At 55.6% G+C, this 25,330-nt stretch carries 24 protein-coding genes; 9 read left to right on the top strand and 15 right to left on the bottom strand.

All coding sequences use genetic code 11. The annotated features are described in order from the left end of the window. The first annotated feature begins 64 nt into the window (after positions 1–64). Complete coding sequence (locus KGP24_RS03925; protein ID WP_223562436.1) at positions 65–1,462, top strand: MFS transporter; 1,398 nt, start codon at positions 65–67, stop codon at positions 1,460–1,462. 10 nt (positions 1,463–1,472) lie between these two features. Next, the gene (locus tag KGP24_RS03920) at positions 1,473–2,423 is read left to right on the top strand and encodes a family 43 glycosylhydrolase (RefSeq protein ID WP_223562435.1); all 951 of its coding nucleotides are present in this window, start codon (positions 1,473–1,475) and stop codon (positions 2,421–2,423) included. An 18-nt stretch (positions 2,424–2,441) separates the two neighbouring features. Here the strand turns inward: KGP24_RS03920 and ampE are convergent, their stop codons facing one another. Together ampE and ampD are read right to left on the bottom strand one after the other, a co-directional pair. Beyond that, complete coding sequence (gene ampE, locus KGP24_RS03915) at positions 2,442–3,296, bottom strand: beta-lactamase regulator AmpE (protein WP_194400735.1); 855 nt, start codon at positions 3,294–3,296, stop codon at positions 2,442–2,444. Between the two features lie 9 nt (positions 3,297–3,305). Next, the gene (gene ampD, locus KGP24_RS03910; RefSeq protein WP_024907473.1) at positions 3,306–3,857 is read right to left on the bottom strand and encodes a 1,6-anhydro-N-acetylmuramyl-L-alanine amidase AmpD; all 552 of its coding nucleotides are present in this window, start codon (positions 3,855–3,857) and stop codon (positions 3,306–3,308) included. Between the two features lie 87 nt (positions 3,858–3,944). Between ampD and nadC the strand changes: the two genes are divergently transcribed. From nadC to hofC, 4 genes are all read left to right on the top strand, one after another. Next, complete coding sequence (nadC, locus tag KGP24_RS03905; RefSeq protein ID WP_223562434.1) at positions 3,945–4,838, top strand: carboxylating nicotinate-nucleotide diphosphorylase; 894 nt, start codon at positions 3,945–3,947, stop codon at positions 4,836–4,838. Positions 4,839–5,012: 174 nt separating this feature from the next. Then, positions 5,013–5,450 (top strand): prepilin peptidase-dependent pilin, encoded by a 438-nt coding sequence (gene ppdD / locus KGP24_RS03900; RefSeq protein WP_223562433.1) that lies wholly within the window; start codon positions 5,013–5,015, stop codon positions 5,448–5,450. 10 nt (positions 5,451–5,460) lie between these two features. Next, on the top strand, positions 5,461–6,843 hold the full coding sequence (gspE, locus tag KGP24_RS03895; protein WP_223562432.1) for a type II secretion system protein GspE: 1,383 nt from the start codon (positions 5,461–5,463) through the stop codon (positions 6,841–6,843). Then, a complete protein-coding gene (gene hofC / locus KGP24_RS03890; protein ID WP_223562431.1) occupies positions 6,833–8,017 on the top strand; it encodes a protein transport protein HofC in 1,185 nt (394 codons plus the stop codon). Before gspE ends, hofC begins: the two co-directional genes overlap by 11 nt. A gap of 43 nt (positions 8,018–8,060) precedes the next feature. Here the strand turns inward: hofC and KGP24_RS03885 are convergent, their stop codons facing one another. Further along, on the bottom strand, positions 8,061–9,104 hold the full coding sequence (locus tag KGP24_RS03885; RefSeq protein WP_023310407.1) for a GMP reductase: 1,044 nt from the start codon (positions 9,102–9,104) through the stop codon (positions 8,061–8,063). Between the two features lie 228 nt (positions 9,105–9,332). Here KGP24_RS03885 and coaE point away from each other — a divergent pair, with 228 nt between their 5' ends. Genes coaE through yacG form a run of 3 tightly spaced genes read left to right on the top strand, consistent with a single transcriptional unit; the run spans position 9,333 to position 10,900 of the window. Continuing rightward, on the top strand, positions 9,333–9,953 hold the full coding sequence (gene coaE / locus KGP24_RS03880) for a dephospho-CoA kinase (protein WP_223562430.1): 621 nt from the start codon (positions 9,333–9,335) through the stop codon (positions 9,951–9,953). Further along, the gene (zapD, locus tag KGP24_RS03875; protein WP_023310405.1) at positions 9,953–10,696 is read left to right on the top strand and encodes a cell division protein ZapD; all 744 of its coding nucleotides are present in this window, start codon (positions 9,953–9,955) and stop codon (positions 10,694–10,696) included. The genes coaE and zapD overlap by 1 nt, the downstream gene beginning before the upstream one ends. Positions 10,697–10,705: 9 nt before the next feature. Further along, positions 10,706–10,900, top strand: a complete 195-nt coding sequence (gene yacG, locus KGP24_RS03870) for a DNA gyrase inhibitor YacG (protein ID WP_023310404.1) — start codon at positions 10,706–10,708, stop codon at positions 10,898–10,900. A gap of 34 nt (positions 10,901–10,934) precedes the next feature. On the opposite strand, the gene mutT is transcribed toward yacG, so the two are convergent. The 12 genes from mutT to murD form a co-directional block, all read right to left on the bottom strand. Then, on the bottom strand, positions 10,935–11,327 hold the full coding sequence (gene mutT / locus KGP24_RS03865; RefSeq protein ID WP_223562429.1) for an 8-oxo-dGTP diphosphatase MutT: 393 nt from the start codon (positions 11,325–11,327) through the stop codon (positions 10,935–10,937). A 57-nt stretch (positions 11,328–11,384) separates the two neighbouring features. Further along, complete coding sequence (gene secA, locus KGP24_RS03860) at positions 11,385–14,090, bottom strand: preprotein translocase subunit SecA (RefSeq protein WP_223562428.1); 2,706 nt, start codon at positions 14,088–14,090, stop codon at positions 11,385–11,387. Positions 14,091–14,148: 58 nt separating this feature from the next. Continuing rightward, entirely contained in the window at positions 14,149–14,652 is a 504-nt protein-coding gene (gene secM / locus KGP24_RS03855) for a secA translation cis-regulator SecM (protein ID WP_223562427.1), read from the bottom strand. Between the two features lie 279 nt (positions 14,653–14,931). After that, complete coding sequence (lpxC, locus tag KGP24_RS03850) at positions 14,932–15,849, bottom strand: UDP-3-O-acyl-N-acetylglucosamine deacetylase (RefSeq protein WP_223562426.1); 918 nt, start codon at positions 15,847–15,849, stop codon at positions 14,932–14,934. 101 nt (positions 15,850–15,950) lie between these two features. Continuing rightward, the gene (gene ftsZ, locus KGP24_RS03845) at positions 15,951–17,102 is read right to left on the bottom strand and encodes a cell division protein FtsZ (protein WP_008501978.1); all 1,152 of its coding nucleotides are present in this window, start codon (positions 17,100–17,102) and stop codon (positions 15,951–15,953) included. A gap of 63 nt (positions 17,103–17,165) precedes the next feature. Next, positions 17,166–18,422, bottom strand: a complete 1,257-nt coding sequence (gene ftsA / locus KGP24_RS03840) for a cell division protein FtsA (RefSeq protein ID WP_023334508.1) — start codon at positions 18,420–18,422, stop codon at positions 17,166–17,168. Continuing rightward, the gene (gene ftsQ / locus KGP24_RS03835) at positions 18,419–19,261 is read right to left on the bottom strand and encodes a cell division protein FtsQ (protein ID WP_223562425.1); all 843 of its coding nucleotides are present in this window, start codon (positions 19,259–19,261) and stop codon (positions 18,419–18,421) included. Before ftsQ ends, ftsA begins: the two co-directional genes overlap by 4 nt. Before the next feature lies 1 nt (position 19,262). Further along, entirely contained in the window at positions 19,263–20,183 is a 921-nt protein-coding gene (locus KGP24_RS03830; protein WP_223562424.1) for a D-alanine--D-alanine ligase, read from the bottom strand. After that, positions 20,176–21,651, bottom strand: a complete 1,476-nt coding sequence (gene murC / locus KGP24_RS03825; protein WP_223562423.1) for a UDP-N-acetylmuramate--L-alanine ligase — start codon at positions 21,649–21,651, stop codon at positions 20,176–20,178. The genes KGP24_RS03830 and murC overlap by 8 nt, the downstream gene beginning before the upstream one ends. Positions 21,652–21,707: 56 nt before the next feature. Then, positions 21,708–22,772 carry an undecaprenyldiphospho-muramoylpentapeptide beta-N-acetylglucosaminyltransferase gene (gene murG / locus KGP24_RS03820; protein ID WP_223562422.1) on the bottom strand — a complete coding sequence of 355 codons (1,065 nt, stop codon included), beginning with the start codon at positions 22,770–22,772 and terminating at the stop codon, positions 21,708–21,710. Then, positions 22,769–24,013 carry a cell division protein FtsW gene (gene ftsW / locus KGP24_RS03815; protein ID WP_223562421.1) on the bottom strand — a complete coding sequence of 415 codons (1,245 nt, stop codon included), beginning with the start codon at positions 24,011–24,013 and terminating at the stop codon, positions 22,769–22,771. Before ftsW ends, murG begins: the two co-directional genes overlap by 4 nt. Next, a complete protein-coding gene (gene murD / locus KGP24_RS03810) occupies positions 24,013–25,329 on the bottom strand; it encodes a UDP-N-acetylmuramoyl-L-alanine--D-glutamate ligase (RefSeq protein WP_223562420.1) in 1,317 nt (438 codons plus the stop codon). Before murD ends, ftsW begins: the two co-directional genes overlap by 1 nt. Position 25,330: the final 1 nt, after the last annotated feature.

The raw sequence follows: 25,330 nt of genomic DNA, 5'->3' as shown, positions 1-25,330 counted from the left end.
TGCAACGCATATATTCCTTCGCCAGCGAATACTTCTCTCCATACCGTAAACCGGAGAGCTGTCGATGGATAACAACACACTGTCAGTAAAAGAAAAGATCGGCTATGGGATGGGCGACGCCGGATGCAACATTATCTTTGGCGCCATCATGTTGTTTGTTAACTATTTTTATACGGATATTTTTGGCCTGGCCCCTGCGCTGGTCGGGGTGCTGCTGCTCTCCGTCCGCGTTATTGACGCCGTAACGGACCCGATAATGGGCGCGATTGCTGACCGTACCCGCAGCAAATATGGCAGGTTTCGTCCATGGCTGCTGTGGATCGCCTTCCCCTACGCGCTGTTCAGCATTCTGATGTTCACCACGCCGGAGTGGGGCTATAACAGCAAAGTTATCTATGCGTTTGTCACCTATTTCCTGCTCTCTTTAACCTATACGGCCATCAACATTCCCTACTGCTCGCTGGGCGGAGTGATCACCAACGATCCAAAAGAACGCGTGGCCTGCCAGTCGTATCGCTTCGTGCTGGTCGGCATCGCCACGCTGCTGCTCTCATTAACGCTGCTGCCGATGGCCGACTGGTTTGGCGGGGATAACAAAGCCAAAGGCTATCAGATGGCGATGACTGTCCTGGCGCTGATTGGAACCTGCATGTTCCTGTTCTGCTTCGCCACCGTGCGCGAGCGCGTGCGTCCGGCGGTACAGACCAACGACGAGCTGAAAAACGATCTCAAAGACGTTTGGAAGAACGACCAGTGGGTACGCATTCTGCTCCTGACCCTGTGCAACGTCTGCCCGGGGTTTATCCGCATGGCGGCCACCATGTATTACGTCACCTGGGTGATGGGCCAGAGCACCCACTTCGCGACCCTGTTTATCAGCCTGGGCGTGGTCGGCATGATGCTTGGCAGCGTGCTGGCAAAAGTGCTGACCGACCGCTGGTGTAAGCTAAAGGTCTTCTTCTGGACCAATATCGTGCTGGCGATTTTCTCAACCGCCTTTTATTTCTTCGACCCGAAAGCCACCGTCACCATCGTGGTGCTCTACGTCCTGCTGAACATCCTGCACCAGATCCCGTCTCCGCTGCACTGGTCGCTAATGGCGGATGTGGACGACTATGGCGAGTGGAAAACCGGGAAACGCATCACCGGGATCAGCTTCTCCGGCAATATCTTCTTCCTGAAGCTGGGTCTGGCAATTGCCGGGACGATGGTCGGCTTCCTGCTCTCCTGGTACGGTTATGACGCAGGTGCAAAAGCGCAGAGCGCGGACGCCATTAACGGCATTGTGCTGCTCTTTACCGTCATTCCCGGCGTTGGATACTTAATTACCGCTGGCGTGGTGCGTCTGCTGAAGGTTGACCGTGAAACGATGAAACGCATTCAGGAAGACCTGGAGAAGCGTCGCGCTAACTACCGCGAGCTGAATGATTTACAGGAACTCAAAGCCGCTGAGACAAAATAAGGAAAGCCGAATGCAAACCTGGCCAAACCCGTTTATTGAACAACGCGCCGATCCGTACATTTTACTCCACGAGGGGCAGTACTATTTTATCGCCTCCGTGCCGCAGTACGACAGGCTTGCGATCCGCCGCGCAGCGTCGCTGGAAGGATTACGTCATGCCGAAGAAGTGGTGGTCTGGCGCAAGCCCGAGACCGGCCCGATGAGTCAGCTGATTTGGGCACCGGAACTGCACCACATTGACGGGAAGTGGTACATCTACTTTGCCGCGACGCACACCCAGGCGCTCGACGAGCTCGGGATGTTCCAGCACCGCATGTTTGCTATTGAATGTGCTGACGGCGATCCGCTCACCGGCACGTGGGTGGAACAAGGGCAAATAAAAACCCCGTTCGATACTTTCGCCCTGGACGCCACCACTTTTGTGCACCAGGGGAAACGCTGGTATCTGTGGGCGCAAAAAGCGCCGGATATCACCGGAAACTCCAATCTTTATCTGTGCGAAATGGAGAACCCCTGGACGCTGAAAGGCGAGCCGGTGATGCTCAGCAAGCCGGAGTATGACTGGGAGCGTCGCGGGTTTTGGGTCAACGAAGGCCCGGCGGTACTGATTCACGGCGATAAGCTGTTTATCAGCTATTCCGCCAGCGCCACAGATGAGAATTACTGCATGGGGCTACTGTGGATAGACCTGAATGCCGATCCGCAAAACCCGGCAAACTGGCACAAATCCCCGCGTCCGGCGTTCGTTACCAGCTACGAAAATCGTCAGTACGGCCCAGGCCACAACAGCTTTACGCAAACGCAGGAAGGGGAAGATGTGCTGGTGTATCACGCGCGTAATTACACCGAAATTGAGGGCGACCCGCTGTACGATCCGAATCGTCATACCCGCCTGAAGCTCGTCCGCTGGAATGAAAACGGGATGCCTGATTTTGGCATCCCGCCCGCGGATACGCTGTAGTCTTTGCGGCGCGCTGGCCTACACCAGCGTGCCGTAAATAGTCAGCAGCGCCACGATAACCACCACCACAAACGACGTTTTCTTCGCCATGGAGACAGCGGCTTTCGGCGTTTCAATCTTGTCGGTGTGCGGCTCACGTGCCAGCGAGAACTGCGCCAGACGCGTTAGCACCTGGTACTGCGACGTATGGCGGTCGGCAAGCGAGGCGAACCATGCGGGCAGCGCTTTTTCACCGTGACCAATTAACGCGTACACCACGCCCACCAGACGCACCGGAAGCCAGTCGAGCACGTGCAGGATGGCATCGATGCCGGACAGCAAACGTTCGTGCGGCGTCAGATAGCGGGCAAGCCAGGTCTGCCAGGCGCGCAGGAACGCATATCCCATCAGCAGTACCGGCCCCAGCGGGCCGCCCACTACAAACCAGAACAGCGGCGCAAGATAGTAACGGAAGTTAATCCACAGCAGCGCGTTTTGCAGCTCGCGCAGGAATTCGCGCTCGTCGCAGTCCGGCGGCACGCCGTGGATCATCGTCAGCTCGCTCGCCATGGCACCGCGCGCGTGGGCATCATCGCGGGAGGCGGCCTTCAGGTATGCGTGATAGTGCAAACGCACCTTGCCCGCGCCAATGCACAGCACGCCGAGCAGGATCCACACCACCAGCAGCGGCACGTTGAAAAAGAGTCCGTACAGTGAGCGCAGGAGCAGGAACGTAATGACCATTACCCCTGCCATCATCAGCAGCGTGCGCAGCATGGAAAAATGTTTGATACGGCGGAATAACACCTCCAGCCGGTGATCCAGATGCCAGTGTTCGCCGAGCTTGAACAGGCGTTCAGCGATGATAACCAGCAGCATGGTAAACAACGTCATGGTATCTCCTTATTCTGACGACGCGGTGAGCATGGCGCGAAACCGGGGCCAGTCAAAGGCCGGGCCGGGATCGGTTTTTCTCTCCGGGGCAATATCACTGTGTCCCGTGATATTGTCAGCGATAGCCGGGTAGAGTCCGATAAGCGTGCGGGTCACTGCCGCTAGCTGTTGATACTGTGAATCGGTGTAGGGCGTAGTATCCGTGCCTTCCAGTTCAATCCCGATAGAAAAATCGTTGCACCGTTCGCGCCCGTGATACATCGACACGCCAGCATGCCAGGCGCGTTTATCAAAGGGAACATACTGAACCACTTCACCATCGCGACGAATCAGACAGTGAGCCGACACGCGCAGATGCGCAATCTCAGCGAAGAAAGGATGGGCATCGGGATCTATCGTTCCCGTGAATAACGCATCGATCCACGGGCCGCCAAATTCCCCAGGCGGGAGACTAATATTATGAACCACCAGCAGTGTGGGCTTTTCATCCTCCGGGCGGCAGTCGTGGTGCGGCGAGGGCACATGCCGCGCATCCACCAGCCATCCGTTTTCTAACAACATGCTGGAACTCCTTCTGTATGGTGCAATGACTCGGTTCAGAGTAGCATGTTTCAATATTATGATTCGTTACCAATTTGGAGTTTTATCATGCCGCCTCGCCGCTACAACCCCGACCACCGACGTGAAGCGCTTCTGGAACGTATTAATATGGATATTCCGGCAAGCGTCTCCCATGCTCTGAAAGAAGATCTGGGCGGTGACGTTAACGCTGAAAAGGATATTACCGCACAATTATTGCCAAAAGAGACTCGCTCACACGCGGTAATTATCACCCGTGAAGATGGCGTTTTTTGCGGCAAGCGTTGGGTTGAAGAGGTCTTTACCCAGCTGGCGGGCGATGATGTGCAGGTGACCTGGCACGTTGAAGACGGCGATGCAGTTACGGCCAACCAGCCGCTGTTCGAACTGGACGGTCCTTCCCGCGTCTTGCTGACCGGCGAACGTACCGCGCTCAATTTTGTACAAACCCTCTCAGGTGTGGCCAGTGAAGTGCGTCGCTACGTTGACCTGCTGGCCGGCACCCACACCCAACTGCTGGATACCCGCAAAACGCTGCCGGGCCTGCGCACCGCGCTGAAGTACGCGGTGCTCTGCGGCGGTGGCGCAAACCACCGCTTGGGCTTATCCGACGCCTTCCTGATTAAAGAGAACCATATTATTGCTTCTGGCTCTGTGCGTCAGGCGGTGGAGAAAGCCTTCTGGCTGCATCCGGATGTGCCTGTTGAGGTAGAAGTCGAAAGCCTGGAAGAGCTGGAGCAGGCGATTAAGGCCGGGGCCGATATCATCATGCTCGATAACTTCGAAACAGAGCAGATGCGCGAGGCGGTAAAACTGACCAACGGTCGGGCCCAGCTCGAAGTGTCCGGGAACGTCACTTTCGAAACTATCCGTGAATTCGCCGAAACCGGCGTGGATTACATCTCCGTCGGCGCGCTGACCAAACACGTTCGTGCCCTCGACCTCTCGATGCGCTTCAAATAACGCATTCTCCCCTCTCCAGCCGGAGAGGGGAATTTCAGCCCCGCTCGCAGATCCGCTGTTCTTCCCTGCAACACTGAATAAATTTTCTGAAGACCCCTTCCCGTTCCCTTTTTTGCCTCTCGTTTCTACTCTTTCCCGCTGACAAAGTAGCGCCACTTTGCATAAGGAGCAGATATGGACAGACAACAAGGATTCACACTCATTGAGCTGATGGTGGTCATTGGCATTATTGCGATTCTGAGCGCCATCGGCGTTCCCGCCTATCAGAACTACCTGCGCAAGGCGGCGCTGACCGATATGCTGCAAACCTTCGTTCCCTACCGCACGGCCATTGAGCTTTGCGCACTGGATCACGGTGGCGTAGAGAGCTGCGATGCCGGTAGTAACGGTATTCCTTCCCCCACCATGACACGCTACGTTTCAGGAATGAGCGTGGCAAAAGGGACCGTGACCTTAACTGGGCAGGAGAGTCTTAACGGGCTGACGGTAACTATGACGCCACGGTGGAACGACGGCAACGGAATGACGGGCTGGACGCGCGACTGCAACATCAGTGCTGACAGCGCGCTGAAACAGGCCTGCGAAGACGTTTTCCGCTTCAACAATAACTGAGGAGCGGATAATGAATACCGATCAACTCGTGGCGCTTTGTCATCGCCATCACGCTCTGCTGCTCACCAGCGACAGTGACAGGGTCAGCATCGCCGTCGTGGGCAGCCCCGCGGCTGAACTCATGGAAGCGCTGCGCTTCGCGACCCAGAAACGGATTGATATTGAGTGCTGGAGCGCTGAGCGTATGGAAAAACACCGGCAGCTTACGTCACAATCGCATCTGCCCGTTGTTTCGCAAACACACTCGACGGTGGATATCCTAAACCACACGCTGCAGCAGGCAATTAACCAACGCGCCTCCGACATTCATATCGAACCGATGGAGCACGCATGCCAGATCCGTTTACGCATCGACGGGGTTCTTTGCCCCCAGCCTCCGCTTTCCGCCTCGCTGGCAAGCCTGTTCAGCGCACGTTTAAAAGTGCTGGGTAACCTGGATATTGCAGAACGTCGTTTACCTCAGGACGGTCAGTTTACGATTGAGCTGGCAAACGAGCCGGTCTCGTTTCGGATCGCTACGCTTCCCTGCAGCGGTGGCGAGAAAATTGTGCTGCGCCTGCTGCATCAGGTGCAGCAGGCTCTTGAGCCGGAAGCGCTTGGTATGAGTGCAGAACAATTGGCCTGTTTCAATGAGGTACTCCACCATCCGCAGGGACTGATTCTGGTCACCGGCCCTACCGGCAGCGGCAAAACCGTGACGCTATACAGCGCGCTGCAGGCGCGTAACACCCCTGACGTCAACATTTGTAGCGTGGAGGATCCCATAGAGATCCCCCTTGCGGGATTAAACCAGACGCAGATTAATCCCCGGGCGGGTTTAACATTCCAGAGCGTGTTGAGGGCGCTGCTACGTCAGGATCCCGACATCATTATGGTCGGCGAAATACGTGACGGTGAAACGGCAGAAATTGCCATTAATGCCGCCCAGACCGGTCATCTGGTGCTTTCAACGCTGCACACCAACTCGACGACAGAAACCCTGATTCGCCTTGAGCAGATGGGCGTCGCGCGCTGGATGATATCTTCCGCGCTGTCGATGGTGATTGCCCAGCGACTGGTCCGGCGTTTGTGCCCGCATTGTCGCCGGGAAGCCAGCGAGCGTGTTGAATTACCAGGCGCCGTGTGGTCCAGACCGCTTCCACGCTGGCAGCCCAGCGGCTGCGAGCGGTGTTATCACGGTTTTTATGGCCGCGTGGCCATTTTTGAAGTACTGGCGATCGACAACGCCCTGCGTCAGGCTATTGCCAGCGGGGCGGGAATCGAAGTGATAGAGGCGAGTGCCCGGCAGGCGGGGATGATTTCTCTTTTTGAGCACGGCTGCATGGCCGTCGAACGAGGGCTGACCACGATCGAAGAGCTGGTGCGCGTGCTGGGAATGCCGGATGGCTGCTAATCAGCTCTGGCGCTGGCGAGCGCTCACCCAAGAAGGAGAACCCCGAAGCGGGACTCTCTGGGCCACAGACCGCGATGCCGCCTTCACCAGGCTGATGCGTAGCGATCTCCATCCTCTGTCGCTGACCCGATGCGCTCAGCGACACCGCTGGCGCCCACAGCACTGCTACGAGATGTTTCGCCAGCTTGCAACGCTTTTGCAGGCGGGGCTGACATTGTCCCACAGCCTGCAGATGCTGGCAGAGCAACATCCGTTGAAGCCATGGCAGGCGCTGCTGCAAAGCATTGCCGATGAGCTCAGTGAGGGTTCCCCCTTTTCTGAGTCGCTAAAAAAGTGGCCAGCGGTGTTTGGCCCACTGCATGTCTCAATGGTGAAAACCGGTGAACTCACAGGGAAACTGGAGGAGTGCTGCCGCCAGCTCGCCCAGCAGCAAAAAGCGCAGCAGCAGCTCAGAGAGAAGGTGAAAAAGGCGTTGCGCTATCCGGCGATCGTCCTGATGCTGGCCGTACTCGTTGTACTGGCGATGGTCATTCTGGTCTTGCCCGAGTTTGCCGCGATCTACAAAACGTTTAACACGCCACTCCCGATGCTGACACAAATGGTCATGGGGATGGCCGCATTTATCCAGTCCAATGCCCCCGCGTTGTTCGTCGCGTTATTAGCGCCCTTAGCCGCCGCCTGGGCTCTGCGGCAGAATCCTCGCTGGCAGCGCATGCTGATGCATACGCCCGTGATGGGCGCGCTGGCAAAGGGACAAAAACTTGGACACATCTTTACCGTGCTGTCACTCACGCAGCAGGCGGGTATCCCCTTTTTGCAGGGCATGGAGAGCGCAGAGGAGACCGTTGAAAGTCGTTACTGGCGGGGAATAATCTGCAGCATTCGGGAGGATATTGAAAAAGGTCTCCCCGTCTGGTCATCCTTTCAGAAAGCGGCCATCTTTACCCCGCTGTGTATTCAGCTTTTACGAACCGGCGAAATGTCAGGTGCGCTGGACATCATGCTGGCAAACCTCGCCCGGCATCACACGGAACAGACCTTTCAACGGGCAGATAATCTGGCGGCACTTCTGGAGCCAGTGCTTTTGATTGTGACAGGGGTCATCATCGGGACGCTGGTAGTGGCAATGTACCTGCCGATTTTCCATCTGGGGGATGCGATGAGCGCGGGCTAGTGTTGAACAGTGCTGGCGCACGGGCATGCGCCAGCAGAAGCCATTACAGGCTATTGAATACGCGGTTTTCCTGTTCCTGAACGCGAATAAACGTCGTACGTTTCGTCAGCTCTTTCAGGCGGGATGCCCCAACGTAGGTGCAGGCCGAGCGCAGGCCGCCGAGGATATCGCGCGCCGTGTATTCAACCGGACCGCGCAGAGGCAGCTTCACGGTTTTACCTTCCGCCGCACGGTATTTTGCCACGCCACCGACGTGACGGGTCATCGCGGATTCAGAACTCATGCCGTAGAACAGCATAAATTTCTCGCCGTTCTCTTCAACAACGGTACCACCGCTCTCTTCGTGGCCTGCCAGCATACCGCCGAGCATTACGAAGTCCGCGCCACCACCGAAGGCTTTCGCAACATCGCCCGGCATGGTACAACCGCCGTCGCTGATGATCTGACCGCCCAGACCGTGCGCCGCATCGGCGCATTCAATGACTGCGGAAAGCTGCGGATAACCGACGCCGGTTTTGACGCGTGTCGTGCACACGGAGCCGGGACCAATACCCACTTTCACGATATCTGCACCGGAAAGGATCAGCTCTTCACACATTTCACCGGTCACCACGTTGCCCGCGATGATGGTTTTCGTCGGCCAGGCTTCACGCGCCTTGCTGACGAACTGCACGAAGTGCTCGGAGTAACCGTTCGCCACGTCAATACAAACGAAATTGAGCGCCGGGTTAGCGTTCAGGATCTGTTTGGTCTTCTCGAAATCCGCATCGGAGGTCCCGGTAGAAACCATCACATGCTTCACCACGTCAGCAGACGCGGACGCAACAAACGCATTCCACTCTTCAGGGCTGTAATGTTTGTGCACTGCGGTGAGAATGTCGAACTGTGCCAGGGCGGTTGCCATCTCAAAGGTTCCCACAGTATCCATGTTGGCAGCGATGATCGGCACGCCAGACCAGGTCTGACCGGAATGCTTAAAGGTGAATTGACGTTCGAGTTCAACGTCTGAGCGACTTTTCAGTGTAGAGCGTTTAGGGCGGATAAGAACGTCTTTGAAACCTAACTTCAGATCTTCTTCGATACGCATGTGCGGATTCCTGGGGTTAGAGGCAAATATGTTAAAAGCACAACTCCAGTGACGTTATCATACGCACTAATACCTGCTCCGCAAGACTGCGAAATTCTCTTTTTTTACGCTACAATCCTATAAATTTACCTGGTAATAAGCAGGTAAACAGGGCCAAACAGTTGCCGGCGCACCTAAGAGTTTCAATCAACTGATTTTTATAATGAATAATTCCCAGGATTTGATTTAATGGGGTATATCGTCGCATTAACCGGCGGCATCGGTAGTGGCAAAAGTACCGTTGCGGACGCGTTCTCTCGTTTGGGTATCACGATTATTGATGCCGATATCATTGCCCGCCAGGTGGTAGAGCCCAATACACCCGCGCTAAAGGCCATTGCAGAACATTTTGGTCAGGCAATCATCAGTGCCGATGGCACACTGAATCGCCGTCAGCTTCGCGAATGCATTTTTTCTGATTCTGCGGAAAAAGCCTGGCTTAATGCCCTTCTCCACCCCATCATCCACCAGGAAACTCAACGTCAGATAGCCGCAGCCCGCTCGCCCTATGTCCTGTGGGTGGTTCCGCTACTGGTTGAAAATAAGCTGCAGAAGAAAGCCGATCGGGTGCTGGTGATTGATGTCGCACCCGAAACGCAAATCCAGAGAACCATGGCGCGCGATCGCGTCTCGCGGGAGCATGCTGAAAAAATTCTTGCCGCTCAGACTACGCGCGCTCAGCGCCTTGCCGTGGCGGATGATGTTATTGATAATAACGGCGCACCAGATGCCATTGCATCGGATGTTGCCCGTCTGCACGAGCAGTATCTGACGTTCGCCGCGCAGGCCGTTGCACAGGAAAAACCATAATGTCGACACACATCCTTTTTGAGCATCCGCTCAACGAAAAAATGCGCACCTGGCTGCGCATCGAATTCCTTATTCAACAACTTTCACAACACCTGCCTGTTAACGATCATGCCACGGCTTTGCACTTCTTCCGCAACGTAGGCGATCTGCTGGATGTGATTGAACGCGGCGATGTCCGCACAGAATTACTCAAAGAGCTGGAGCGCCAGCAGCGTAAATTGCAGGCATGGACAGAAGTCCCCGGCGTAGATCAGAGCCGTATCGACGCGCTCCGCCAGCAGTTGAAAAGCAGTAGCGCCGTCCTGATGGCGGCGCCGCGCGTCGGGCAGTTTTTGCGTGAAGATCGCCTGATTGGCCTGGTGCGCCAGCGTCTTAGCATTCCTGGCGGCTGCTGCAGCTTCGACCTGCCGACGCTGCATATGTGGCTACATATGCCACAGGCGCAGCGTGACGCACAGGTGAACAGCTGGCTGGCAAGCCTGGAGCCAATGCACCAGACGCTATCGCTGATCCTCGATCTGATCCGTAACTCTGCGCCGTTCCGCAAGCAAACCAGCCTGAATGGTTTCTTCCAGGATAACGGTGATGATGCCGACCTTCTGCGTCTCAATCTGTCACTCGGTGAACAGCTTTACCCACAGATTTCAGGGCATAAAAGCCGCTTTGCGATTCGCTTTATGCCGCTGGACAGTGAAAATGGCACCGTGCCGGAACGTCTCGATTTTGAACTGGCCTGTTGTTAAGGAGTGCCGATGTCTGATGTCACCACCGTAAGCTGCCCAACCTGTGGCAAAACCGTTGTCTGGGGCGAAGTAAGTCCGTTCCGCCCATTCTGCTGCAAGCGCTGTCAGCTCATTGACCTGGGCGAATGGGCCGCGGAAGAGAAACGCATTCCAAGCGAAGGCGATCTCTCGGACAGCGATGACTGGAGTGAAACCCAGCAGTAATCTGTAAAGCCTGCTGGCGCTTCGCTTAGCAGGCCTACGGTTGTTCGGCTAACCGCAGGATCACGGGCTCATTGGCTGGCGGGAATTTTTCGGCATCACTTGCCTGAAGTTCCACCCAGTTACCCGGCTGTCCCTCTTTTCCCCAGGGTTCACCTTCCCAGTTTTCCACCAGCCAGAACCACAGCGTGATGTGCCTGTCCGGAAACTGGTATTCAAGCTTATCAAACAGCGTTGCGCCAAGCGGGGTGATCCCCACCTCTTCCTGAAGCTCCCGAATCAGCGCCTCTTCCGGCGTTTCACCTGACTCGATTTTACCGCCCGGAAACTCCCACTTGTTCGCCATGTGGGCGTCGGCAGCGCGCTGGGTGATGAAGATTTGGTTTTGCGGGTTGCGAATAATCCCGACGGCAATTTGCAGTATTTTCATATTGTCACTTCCATAAAAAAGGCGCAGAAATCTGCGCCTTTTTGTTTTTTTATGAACTTAGCTCAGACGGCCGTGGCACGCCTTGTACTTTTTACCGGAACCACACGGGCACGGATCGTTGCGACCCACTTTACGATCGCCGGTCTGTGCGGCAATCGCCGCTGCGGCTTCGCTGTCGTCGGTCTGATGACTCAACTGTTGCATTTGTGCCAGACGCTCGGCTTCTTCACGACGCTGCTGCTCCATCGCTTCCACTTCTTCCGGCATACGCACCTGAACCTTGCTCAGGGTGCTGATCACTTCATACTTCAGTGACTCCAGCATAGACGCAAACATGGAGAAGGATTCACGCTTGTATTCCTGCTTCGGATCTTTCTGCGCATAGCCACGCAGGTGGATACCCTGACGCAGGTAGTCCATCGCCGCCAGGTGCTCTTTCCACAGGGAGTCCAGCGTCTGCAGCATCACGCCTTTTTCGAAGTGACGCATCATCTCAGCGCCAACAACCTCTTCCTTACGCTTGTAGACGTCCAGCGCGGTTTCAAAGATACGTTCACGCAGGGTCTCTTCGTGTAGCTCAGGCTCTTTATCCAGCCACTCTTTGATTGGCAGATCGAGATCAAAGTCGTTTTTCAGACGTTCCTGCAGGCCTTCGATATCCCACATCTCTTCCAGAGACTGCGGTGGAATATGCGCGTCAATGGTAGCTTTAAACACATCTTCACGAATGCTGTTGATGGTTTCGCTTACGTCGGACACGTCAAGCAGTTCGTTACGCTGGGTGTAGATCGCACGACGCTGATCGTTAGCCACATCATCATATTCCAGCAGCTGCTTACGAATATCAAAGTTGCGGCTTTCCACTTTACGCTGTGCGTTAGCGATCGCTTTAGTCACCCACGGGTGCTCAATGGCTTCGCCAGGTTTCATCCCCAGCTTACGCATCATGCCGGATACACGGTCGGAGGCGAAAATTCGCATCAGCGCATCTTCCATAGACAGGTAGAAGCGGGATGAACCGGCATCCCCCTGACGACCCGCACGACCACGCAGCTGGTTATCAATACGACGCGATTCGTGACGCTCCGTACCGATGATGTGCAGACCGCCGGAAGCCAGAACCGCATCATGACGCACCTGCCAGTCGGCTTTGATCTGTGCAATCTGTTCTGGCGTTGGGTTTTCCAGCTCCGCCACTTCAGCCTGCCAGCTACCACCCAGCATAATATCGGTACCACGACCCGCCATGTTGGTGGCGATGGTCACGGCAGCCGGATAACCCGCCTGCGCAACAATGTCCGCTTCTTTGGCGTGGAATTTTGCGTTAAGAACGTTGTGTTTGATACCCGCTTTCGTCAGCTCGTTAGAAACCACTTCGGATTTCTCGATGGAGATGGTCCCCACCAGAACCGGTTGGCCATTGGCAGTACGGTCGCGAATATCTTCGATGATCGCCTGAATTTTTTCCGCTTCGGTCATGTACACCAGGTCCGGCATATCCTTACGGATCATCGGACGGTTAGTTGGAACGACCACGGTATCCAGCTTGTAGATGGAGCTGAATTCAAACGCTTCTGTATCAGCAGTACCGGTCATACCCGCCAGCTTCTCGTACAGACGGAAGTAGTTCTGGAAGGTGATAGACGCCAGCGTCTGGTTTTCATTCTGAATATCCACACCTTCTTTGGCTTCCACAGCCTGGTGCAAACCGTCAGACCAGCGACGTCCCTGCATGGTACGGCCAGTGTGTTCATCGACGATAATCACTTCGCCGTCTTTCACAATGTAGTCAACATCGCGGGTAAACAGCGCATGAGCGCGCAGCGCAGCGGTCACATGGTGCATCAGCATGATGTTGCTCGGGGAATACAGAGACTCCCCCTCTTCCATAATGCCTTCAGCAACCAGCAGTTCTTCAATTTTTACCAGACCGCGTTCGGTCAGGTTCACCTGGCGCGCTTTTTCATCTACGGAGAAGTGGCCTTCACCCTGGAAGGTATCCGAGTCCTCTTTCTCCTGGCGCAGCAGGTGTGGAATGATTTTGTCGACTTTACGGTACATCTCGGAGCTGTCTTCAGCCGGGCCGGAGATGATCAGAGGGGTACGCGCTTCATCGATCAGGATAGAGTCCACCTCATCCACCAGCGCGTAGTGCAGCTTACGCTGGACGCGCTCTTCAGGGCTGAACGCCATGTTGTCACGCAGGTAGTCGAAGCCGTATTCGTTGTTGGTACCGTAGGTGATATCCGCATTGTACGCTTCGCGCTTGGCTGGCGCAGGCAGGCCGGACATGTTGATGCCGACGATCATACCGAGGAATTCGAACAGTGGACGGTTGTTTTCGGCGTCACGCTGCGCCAGATAGTCGTTGACGGTAACGACGTGAACGCCTTTACCGGTCAGCGCGTTCAGATAAGCCGGCAGCGTTGCGGTCAGGGTTTTACCTTCACCGGTACGCATTTCCGCGATGCAGCGCTCGTTAAGCACCATACCACCCAGCAGCTGAACGTCGAAGTGACGCATGCCGAACACGCGTTTGCTCGCTTCGCGCACCACGGCGAACGCTTCCGGGATCAGGCTTTCTAAGGTTTCACCTTTTTCCAGACGCGCACGGAATTCCGCCGTTTTCGCTTTCAGCTCGTCATCAGAGAGCTTCTCCATCGCGGGTTCCATACCGTTGATGACGGCAACTGCTTTACGCATACGGCGCAGGGTACGATCGTTACGACTACCAAAAACTTTAGTTAACAATTTGATTAGCATAATAAATTCTCAAACGCCCCATCGTGGGCAGATAAATTAAGGTATTGAAAAAGTTAATTTAGCTGAGGCGTTGCGGCCCGGCGCGAATGCCGTGAGCCTGGCTAATCCAGGTTGAAACAGAGAATGAAGCCGGTGAAACAAACGCACGCTGCGTTGTCTGACGAACCATGACCGGCGGCTGGCTATCCTGCGTGAGCAGCGCGTTGAGCGTGTCCAGCAGGGCAAGATGCTGAGCCTGCACCGGCAACGCCTCTTCCGCAACAGGCATGGCCTGCGGTGCCATCGCGAAGGACAGATGGCGGATAACCGTGCGGATAGCGTGCTGGTGCCAGTAATCGACGGAGAAGTTTGGGCGGCGACTGGCTTCAAGCCAAGCAAGGTTAGTAAAATTAACCCGCGAGTTGAGATCGTGTTTGGTAGTGGAGGTTTTCGCGGGTGTCGCCGCTTCGGCACTGTTGCTGAGCGCAGGCAAGCCGAAACTCGCCGCGACCATCCCTAATAAGAGATGCGGCCAGAAGTAACGTCTGCCAAATTGTCGCCAGCGCGTCAGTATTCCGCTCACCTGCTCCACCCAATAAGCCAGCCTTGTAGAGGCTGAGTTCAGTTATTCTTTTTAGCGCCCAGATAGTACCACTAAAGCCAATATACATCAGCAGGAATGAGGTGCCGCCGCGGGGAAAAACGGTCAAGAATGCAGCTAACGCACACATTTTCTGCGTAAGACAAACGAGAGATAACGCTGGGGCAAACGAAGAAGGGTAAAAATAAAAACGACTGGTCTTCCTGGTCGGAGAGAGTACCAGGTTAACCAGTCGATTTTTTTACGAAACGGCGTGAACCGTTACGCCAGAACCATGCTTGGTGCTTTGAAAGCCAGCGGCAGTTCAGCTTCGTCTTCGAAGGTCACATATTCCCAGGCTTCCTGTTTTGCCAGGACGGCCTGCAACAGTTTGTTGTTCAGCGCATGACCGGATTTGAACGCGGTAAATGCACCAATGATGTTGTGACCACACATGAACAGGTCGCCGATAGCATCCAGCATTTTGTGACGAACGAATTCATCTTCGAAACGCAGGCCATCTTCGTTCAGCACGCGATAATCGTCAACAACGATGGCACAATCGAAGCTGCCGCCCAGGCACAGGCCGCGGGACTGCAGATATTCGATATCACGCATGAAGCCAAATGTACGGGCTCGGCTGATCTGGCGCATAAACGCATCAGCAGAGAAGTTCATCGCATAGCGCTGGGTGCTGGAATCAATCGCAGGATGGTTAAAGTCGATTGTAAAGTCCAACGAGAAACCATTGTACGGTTTGAATTCAGCCCACTTGTCGCCATCTTCGACGCGAACGGTCTCTTTGATGTGAACAAATTTCTTCGCGCAGTTCAGTTCTTCGATGCCAGCATCCAGCAACAGATAGACGAACGGTGCAGCACTGCCATCCATAATCGGGATTTCTGGCGCATCGACTTCAACAATAATGTTGTCGATACCCAGACCCGCCAGGGCGGCGTTCAGGTGCTCTACGGTAGAAATCCGCACGTCATGCTCGTTCACCAGACAAGTACAGAGCATAGTATCACGCACAGATTTGGCATCGGCCGGAAAATCTACCGGTGGATTCAAGTCGGTGCGACGATAGATGACCCCGGTATTGGCCGGCGCAGGGCGTAACGTCAGCGTGACTTTCTTGCCGGTATGTAAACCGACACCTGTCGCCTGAACGATACGTTTAAGTGTCCTTTGTTTGATCATCGTATAATCTCGCCAAATTAACTATCCAACCGAGAGTGTATATCACTAACGGTGGGCCAGTTTAGCACAAAGAGCGCAAATCCCCTAATTCCAGCCAATTCTTAGTCAGCTTGCTTACGCAGGAAAGCCGGGATATCCAGATAATCTGGCTCTTTTGCAGTTTGCGGCGTTGGGTCGTTCACCACTTTCGCAGCCGGTTTCTGCTCCTGAGTCAGAGGAGACATACCGTGCTGCTGGTAACGATCCATTACCGGTTGCTGAGTCTGCTTGTTAGTCACCAGGGTGATTTCTGGGCGCTTGTCCATACCGATACCGGTCGCAACAACGGTAACACGCAGCTCGTCGTTCATTTCCGGGTCAAGGGAAGTACCGATTACCACGGTAGCGTTGTCAGAGGCGAATGCACGGATAGTGTTACCCACGGTTTCGAACTCATCCAGACGCAGGTCAAAGCCAGCGGTAATGTTGACCAGCACGCCGCGCGCACCAGACAGATCGATATCTTCCAGCAGTGGAGAAGAGATCGCCATTTCGGCCGCTTCTTCTGCACGGTCTTCACCGCTCGCCACGCCAGAGCCCATCATCGCGTAGCCCATTTCGGACATCACGGTGCGAACGTCTGCAAAGTCAACGTTCATCAGGCCAGGACGGGTAATCAGTTCAGCGATACCCTGAACCGCGCCTTTCAGCACGTCGTTTGCTGCACCGAATGCGTCCAGCAGGGAGATACCGCGACCCAGAACTTTCAACAGCTTGTCGTTCGGGATGGTGATCAGCGAGTCCACATGCTTGGACAGCTCGGTGATACCCTGCTCCGCGAAGGCCATACGCTTCTTGCCTTCAAAGTTGAAAGGCTTGGTCACGACAGCAACGGTCAGGATACCTAAATCTTTTGCCACTTCAGCCACAACAGGTGCTGCGCCGGTACCGGTACCGCCACCCATACCTGCTGCGATAAAGACCATGTCCGCACCTTCCAGTGCAGCGCGCAGAGCTTCACGATCTTCTTCAGCCGCATTGCGACCGACTTCCGGGTTAGCCCCTGCTCCCAGCCCTTTGGTGATACCACCGCCGATCTGGATAGTCTGGCCTACAGCCGTCTTACGCAGTGCCTGCGCATCGGTGTTAACTGCGAAGAATTCAACACCTTCAATGCGTTCACGCACCATATGCTCTACGGCGTTACCGCCGCCGCCACCGACGCCGATGACTTTAATCACCGCGTCGTTGGTCAGTTCCATAGGTTCAAACATAATTTCTCTCTCCGTTGTGCCTGTCGCCCGAGACCGCTAATTCTCTCCGGTCTCTTAAAAAAATTAAAACTCTTTTCGCAACCAGTTGTTCAGTCGTTTGACCCACGACCCCACTGAGACGCGTTTTTCCACTTCCGCTTCACCACTGAGATGAGATTCCTTCCCGTAGTGGAGCAGGCCCACAGCCGTTGAATAATACGGCTCCTGAGCATAATCCGTTAAACCGGTGATATTCAGCGGCGCACCAATACGCACCTGCGTATGGAACACGCGCTGAGCACAGGCCGCAAGACCTTCAATTTGCGCTGCACCGCCGGTTAATACAATCCCCGCCGCAAGATGATGTTTAACGCCCTGCTGGCGAAGCTGTTCCTGTAACTGTAAAATCTCTTCATTGACCAGGTTGAGCAGCTCGGTATAGCGCGGCTCAATCACCTCTGCCAACGTCTGGCGCTGCAGGCTACGCGGTGGACGACCACCGACGCTCGGCACTTCAACGCTCTCATCTTTGCCAACGATAGACCCCAGCGCACAGCCGTGGCGCACTTTAATCGCTTCTGCATCGCTCGGCGGCGTACCAAAAGCGTAAGCAATATCGCTGGTCACAACGTTCCCGGCATAAGGGATCACTTTGGTGTGTCGCAGCGCGCCGCCGGTATACACGGCGATGTCCATTGTACCACCACCAATATCGACCACACAGACACCCAGTTCACGTTCATCTTCGGTCAGCACGGAATAACTTGCCGCCAGACCGGCGAAAATAAGTTGGTCAACTTTCAGGCCACAACGTTCAACGGCTTTTACAATGTTCTTCGCCATATCGTTGTGACATGTGATCAGGTGCACTTTTGCCTGCATACGTACGCCAGAAAGACCGACCGGATTCTTGATCCCTTCCTGGTAGTCAATCGCATATTCCTGCGGGATCACATGCAGCACGCGATGTTCGTCGCGGACACGCACGGATTTCGCCGTGTGCACTACGTTTTCAACGTCTTCCTGCGTCACTTCTTCTTCGGAAATCGGCACCATACCGATTTCGTTCTGGCAGCTGATGTGCTTACCAGAAAGGGCCAAATAGACAGAAGAAATCTGGCAATCAGCCATCAATTCAGCCTGATCGATGGCGCGCTGAACGCATTTCACCACCGATTCAAGATCGTTTACCCCACCTTTATCCATACCACGGGACGGGCAACTGCCTACGCCAATGATATTGACCATACCGTCGGGCAGAACTTCCCCTACTAAAGCGGCAACCTTCGCGGTGCCAATCTCCAGTCCAACTACCAGCTTTCTGTCCGTCGCCTTGATCATTGTTGTTCTGCCTTTACCTGTGCCTGATTCTGTTGCTGATTAGGTTCCTCGACCGGAGCCGGTACCCAACCGACTGCTGCGCCTGAGTCATAGCGCAAATCAACGTAGCTTATCCGTTTGCCGTCAGTCTGTGCCTGCTGCTGTAAAACCGGGTAAAGTTCGACAAAACGTGCCAGACGCTTCATTGTGTCCCCGCGTCCCAGGTTGAGCTTAATGCCGTTCGTTAACGTCAGCTGCCAGGAGCGGCGCGCCGTCATTGCAGCATCTTTTAACGTAAACCTGTCCTTCGCCAGCACCTGACCCATTTCGCGAAACCCCTGTAACACTTCGTTTTCGCTGCCTTCAGGGCCATATAACATCGGTAAATTTTGCTTGTTGACACGATCGGCCGGGACGCTGAAGGAATTTCCGTCTGCGTCAACCATGTGCTGATCATTCCAACGCGCAATGGGCACATATTCAACCAGATGAATCTTCAATTCATCAGGCCATTGCTTTCTTACGCTCGCCTGTTTTATCCATGGCAGACGTTCTATCTGGCTCTGGATAATATTGACATCCTGAGTCATAAAGGTGCCAGGCGAGCCCAGCGCCAGTATTGACTGACGAATATCGTCGTTACGCGTGTAATGACGCTCACCGGTGACAACCAGCTTAGAAAGCGGCAACCGCTGCGCATCTTCCATCCAGCCCAGGACCATCCAGCCGCTGATAAACACGGTGCACAGCACCCCGAGCAGGAAAATGATGCCTGCAAGACGCGTTCCATTACTGCGGCGTGAAGAGGTGTATTCGTCCTCATCATCGCGGTTGCGCGTGTTCAATGCAGCCTGCGACATATCAGCCCGCCTGGTCCAGAATGCGTACGACTAACTGCGAGAAACTCATCCCCGCCTGACGCGCGGCCATTGGCACAAGGCTGTGGCTGGTCATTCCCGGAGAAGTGTTGGCTTCCAGCAGATAAAATTGTCCATCACTGTCCTGCATCACGTCGATGCGTCCCCAGCCGCGGCAACCCAGAACATGCCAGGCTTTAAGCACCAGGGACTGTAAATCTGCTTCACGCTCAGCTTCCAGACCACAAGGGCAGAAATATTGCGTCTCATCAGAGAGATACTTCGCCTCATAATCATAGAAGGTTCCGGCCGGTTGGATACGGATTGACGGTAAAATTTCTTCGCCAAGCATCGCGACGGTAAATTCCGGCCCGCTGAGCCATTTTTCAATCAGAACTTCTTCATCATGTTGAAATGCCAGTGCTAAAGCGGACGAAAGATCTTCAGCTTTGTCGACTTTGGACATTCCCACGCTGGAGCCTTCCCGGCTGGGCTTTACAATAACCGGTAAGCCCAGTTCAGCAATGCGTGTATTAACGCCATCCGGCAGGCCCAATTCAAATTCGCGACGCGTCAGTGCTACCCATGGCGCAACAGGTAACCCCGCGCCCTGCCACAGAAGCTTGCTGCGCAGTTTATCCATAGAGATAGCGGAGGCCATCACGCCGCTGCCGGTATACGGCATGCCGATTAAATCCAGAAGCCCCTGCAGGGTGCCGTCTTCACCGCCGCGACCATGCAAAGCGATAAAGACTTTATCGAAGCCCAAAGCTTTTAATTGCGTCACGTCGATCTCTTTTGGATCGACCAGGTGCGCATTGACGCCACCTTCACGCAGGCCCGCCAGTACAGCCGCGCCGGAATTCAGGGAAACCTCGCGCTCGGCGGAGGTGCCGCCAGACAGGACAGCAATCTTATCAGCCATGATGCTCGTCCTCCGGGGTTTGCGGCTTCAGTTTGATTTCAGCTAAGGTACGGGCGATTTTGCCGATATTTCCAGCGCCCTGAATCAGAATCAAATCGTTACCTGTCAGGACCGGAGCCAGAATTTCCGCCACCTGTGCAGGATCAGAAACCAGAATAGGATCAACTTTGCCGCGTCCACGGATGGTACGGCACAGGGAACGGCTGTCTGCCCCCGGAATCGGCGTCTCGCCTGCGGCGTACACGTCCAGCATTAACAGGGTGTCAACCTGTGACAGGACGCTGGCGAAATCGTCATACAGATCGCGCGTACGCGTGAAGCGGTGCGGCTGGAAGACCATAACCAGATTTTTGTCAGGCCAGCCTGCACGTGCGGCTTTAATGGTGGCGTCTACTTCGGTCGGATGGTGGCCGTAGTCGTCCACCAGCATCGCTGTGCCAGCTTTGCCGTTTACCGCATCCAGCGGGAATTGACCAAGGAAGTCGAAACGACGGCCGGTGCCCTGGAAGCTTTCCAGCGCGCGCAGAATCGCGTCATCATCAATGCCTTCTTCCGTCGCGACGGCCACTGCCGCTGCGGCATTGAGGGCGTTATGGCGCCCTGGCGCATTCAGCGTGACGTGCAGCAGTTCTTTGTCCTGACGCGCCAGCGTGAAATGCCCCTGCGCACCAATCTGTTTGTACTCTTCCACGCGAACGTCAGCGTCTTCGCTGAAGCCGTAAGTGGTGATTTGACGACCCACGCGCGGCAGTAGCTCGCGGATCACCGGATCGTCTACGCACATCACCGCGCGTCCATAGAACGGCAGGTTGTGCAGGAAGTTGATGAAGGTCTGCTTTAAGTTCTCGAAGTCACCCTGGTAGGTATCCATATGGTCAGCTTCGATGTTAGTGACAATCGCCACCATCGGCTGCAGGTGCAGGAACGACGCGTCGCTCTCATCCGCTTCAGCAATCAGATAACGGCTGTGACCCAGACGCGCATGTACGCCCGCGGCTTTGACCAGACCGCCGTTGACGAACGTCGGGTCGAGACCCGCTTCCGCATAAATACTGGAAACCATCGCCGTGGTCGTGGTTTTACCGTGAGTCCCGGCAATGGCGATGCCGTGACGGAAACGCATCAGTTCCGCCAGCATTTCTGCACGGCGGATCACCGGAATGCGCGCTTCGTGCGCGGCAACGATTTCCGGATTGTCAGAAGAGATGGCGCTTGAGACCACCACCACGCTCGCATCGCGCACGTTTTCCGGACGATGGTTAAAATAGATAGTCGCCCCAAGCGACGCCAGCTGCTGCGTAACAGGGTTTGGCGCCAGGTCAGACCCGCTGATCTGATAGCCTTCGTTAGCTAACACTTCGGCAATACCGCCCATGCCAGCACCACCGATGCCAACAAAGTGAATGTGCCGGACGCGACGCATCTCGGGCACGATTGAACGCAGTTTTGCCAGTTGTTGTGTATTCATTCTCTAAACGCCATCGACTACTTAAAATTCGTGCAGCGCAACACGCGCTGCGAGGGTTAAGCCTGGGCTGCCAGGCTCACTTCTTTTGCCACCCGTTCCGTCGCATCAGGGATAGCGGCCGCGCGTGCGCGTTTCGCCATCTCCAGCAGTGCGTCTCTGTTCCAGCCCGCCAGGGTAGTGGCGACCGCGTCGGCGGTGAATTGCGGCTGTTCAAATATCTTCGCGGCACCGGCTTTCTCAAGCGGCAGCGCATTCCAGTACTGCTGTCTGTCTTTGTGCTGGAACGGCACAAACAGGGCCGGCAGACCCGCGGCGGCGATCTCGCTCACCGTCAGCGCACCTGAGCGACAGACTACGACATCGGCCCAGGCATACGCTGCCGCCATGTCGTCGATAAACTCAGTGACTTTATGCTGCGGCTGACCTTCGCCTGCGTAAGCCTGCTCAACGGTCTGCTGAGCGCCTTTTCCGCTCTGGTGCCAGATGGTCACGGTATCCCCCAGCTTTGCGGCAACCTGCGGCATCGTCTGGTTTAAAATGCGCGCGCCCTGAGAGCCGCCGACGACCAGTACACGAACCGGCCCTTCACGGCCCGTCAGGCGAGCGTCCGGCAGCGGCAGCGCCAGCACGTCCACACGCACCGGGTTACCCACCACGTCAGCTTTCGGGAACGCGCCGGGAAACGCCTGCATAACTTTGGTGGCGATTTTCGCCAGCCATTTGTTGGTCAGACCGGCAATACCGTTCTGCTCATGCAGCACGACGGGAATGCCTAACGACCACGCCGCCAGCCCGCCAGGACCAGAGACATAGCCGCCCATGCCCAGCACCACATCGGGTTTAAAGCGCTTCATGATGGTGCGCGCCTGACGCCAGGCGTTAAAAATACGCACCGGTGCCAGCAGCATTGCCTTGAGGCCTTTGCCCCGAAGGCCGGAAATACGAATAAAATCGATCTCGATACCGTGCTTCGGTACCAGATCGGCTTCCATGCGGTCTGCGGTTCCCAGCCAGCGTACCTGCCAGCCCTGATCCATTAAATGGTGCGCAACCGCCAGCCCCGGGAATACGTGTCCGCCAGTACCGCCTGCCATCACCATTAACCGCTTCGGTTGATTCATCGTGAACCTCGTGTAAACGCCTGGGCTTTCTCCAGACGCGTCTCATAATCTATGCGTAACAAAAACATGATGGCCGTCGACATAATCAACAGACTGGAACCACCATAACTGATCAACGGCAACGTCAGACCTTTGGTCGGCAGCATACCCGCTGCGGCCCCGACGTTAACCAATGCCTGGAAGCTAAACCAGATACCAATTGAACAGGCTAAGAATCCTGAGAAGCGGTGATCGATCTCCAGCGCTTTCCGGCCGATGGACATGGCGCGGAAAGCGACGAAGAATACCATTAATAGCGCTAATACCACACCGATATAACCCAGTTCTTCCGCAATAATGGAGAAGATGAAGTCAGTATGCGCTTCCGGTAAATACTCCAGTTTCTGTACCGAGTTACCCAGCCCCTGCCCCCAGACTTCACCGCGACCAAAGGCCATCAGCGACTGCGTAAGCTGGTAACCGCTGCCGAACGGATCTTCCCACGGGTTCCAGAACGAGGTCACACGGCGAATACGGTAAGGCTCGGCGAGGATCAGTAGCACAACCGCCGAAATCCCCATCCCGATGATAGCGATGAACTGCCACAGCTTTGCGCCGGCCAGGAACAGCATGGCCAGGGTGGTAACGAACAGCACGACAACGGTACCGAGGTCAGGCTGCGCCAGCAGTAATACCGCCAGCACCAAAATCACGCCCATCGGTTTTAAGAAGCCGCGCAGGTTATTACGCACTTCATCTACCTTACGCACCAGGTAGTTCGCCAGGTAGCAAAACAGGGAGAGCTTGGTAAATTCCGCAGGCTGAATGCGCAGCGGGCCAAAGGCGATCCAGCGCGATGCCCCGTTAACAGAGCTGCCCACCACCAGTACGATCAGCAGCATAATAATCGAGGCGATCAGCATCGCCGTACTGTGCCGCTGCCAGAACGCCATAGGCAGACGCAAGGTCACCAGCGCCAGGCAGAACGCCAGGATGATGTAAAGACCATCACGCTTGGCAAACAGGAAAGGATCGTTCGCCAGACGCTGCCCGACGGGCATTGACGCTGACGTCACCATAATAAAGCCGACCGCCGCCAGCCCCATCGTGAGCCAGAACAGCGTGCGGTCGTACATGACCAGGCTGTCGTTATCTTTTTGACGAGAGCCCATCACCCAGCCTTTGAGCGCCGTAAACAACCATAACAGGATCCCAAACCCTGGCAGGCGCGGCATTTTCAGGCGAGGGAGAGATAAACGCATCAGCCTAACTCCTTCGCCAGGCGGGTAAAGACATCACCACGCTGTTCGAAATTCTTGAATTGATCGAGGCTGGCACAGGCCGGAGAAAGCAGCACCATATCGCCTGGCTTCACGCGAGGAGCAATCAGCCGCATCGCCTGTTCCATGGTTTCGGTTTGCTCGGCAACCTCAGGGCGCAGTTCAGCCAGCTCGCTGCCGTCACGGCCAAAGCAGTACAGACGGACGTTATCACCGGCGAGATACGGCTTCAGGGAGGAGAAATCAGCTGATTTACCGTCGCCGCCCAGCAGCAAGTGCAGAGTGCCGTCAACGTGCAGACCGTTCAGCGCGGCCTCGGTACTGCCCACGTTGGTGGCTTTGGAGTCGTTGATCCAGCGTACGCCGTTGTGCTCCAGCGCCAGCTGGAAACGGTGTGCCAGACCAGAAAACGTGGTTAACGCTTTCAGGCTGGAGGAGCGCGGCAGCCCAACTGCATCCGCCAGCGCCAGCGCCGCCAGGGCATTGGTATAGTTGTGCTGACCTGTGAGCTTCATCTCTTTCACGTTCAGCACTTTCTCACCCTTCACGCGCAGCCAGGTTTCGCCCAGCTGGCGATTCAGGTGGTAATCCCCCATCGTGATACCGAAGCTAATGCAGCGATCGTCCGCGCCGCGCACCGGCATGGTCAGCGCATCATCGGCGTTAACAACGCAGACTTTGGCATTTTCATACACGCGCAGCTTTGCGGCACGGTACTGCTGCAGACCAAATGGATATCTGTCCATATGATCTTCAGTCACGTTGAGGATAGTCGCAGCTGCAGCGTGCAGGCTAGAGGTAGTTTCCAGCTGGAAGCTGGAAAGCTCGAGAACATACAGCTCGCAGCCTTTGTCCAGCAGCATCAGAGCAGGCAAACCAATATTACCGCCAACGCCGACGTTCATCCCTGCCGCTTTCGCCATTTCCCCCACCAGGGTGGTGACGGTGCTTTTACCGTTAGAACCGGTAATCGCGATAACGGGCGCCTGCACTTCGCGGCAGAACAGCTCGATATCGCCGACAATCTCAACGCCCGCATCCGCGGCAGCGCTCAGCGAAGGGTGCGCCAGTGCCATACCTGGGCTTGCAACAATCAGATCGGCTGCCAGCAGCCAGTCATCGTTCAGACCACCAAGGTGGCGTTCAACCTGTTCCGGCAGTTTGTCCAGACCCGGCGGAGAGACACGCGTATCCATCACGCGTGGCGTCACGCCGCGTGCGAGGAAAAAGTCCACGCAGGAGAGCCCCGTGAGGCCCAACCCGATGATAACGACTTTTTTGCCCTGGTAATCTGCCATG

This window comes from Enterobacter sp. JBIWA008 (assembly GCF_019968765.1).
Taxonomy (GTDB): domain Bacteria; phylum Pseudomonadota; class Gammaproteobacteria; order Enterobacterales; family Enterobacteriaceae; genus Enterobacter.
Note: the sequence above shows the minus strand (reverse complement) of the source record. Positions and strands in the feature narration are given on the sequence as shown.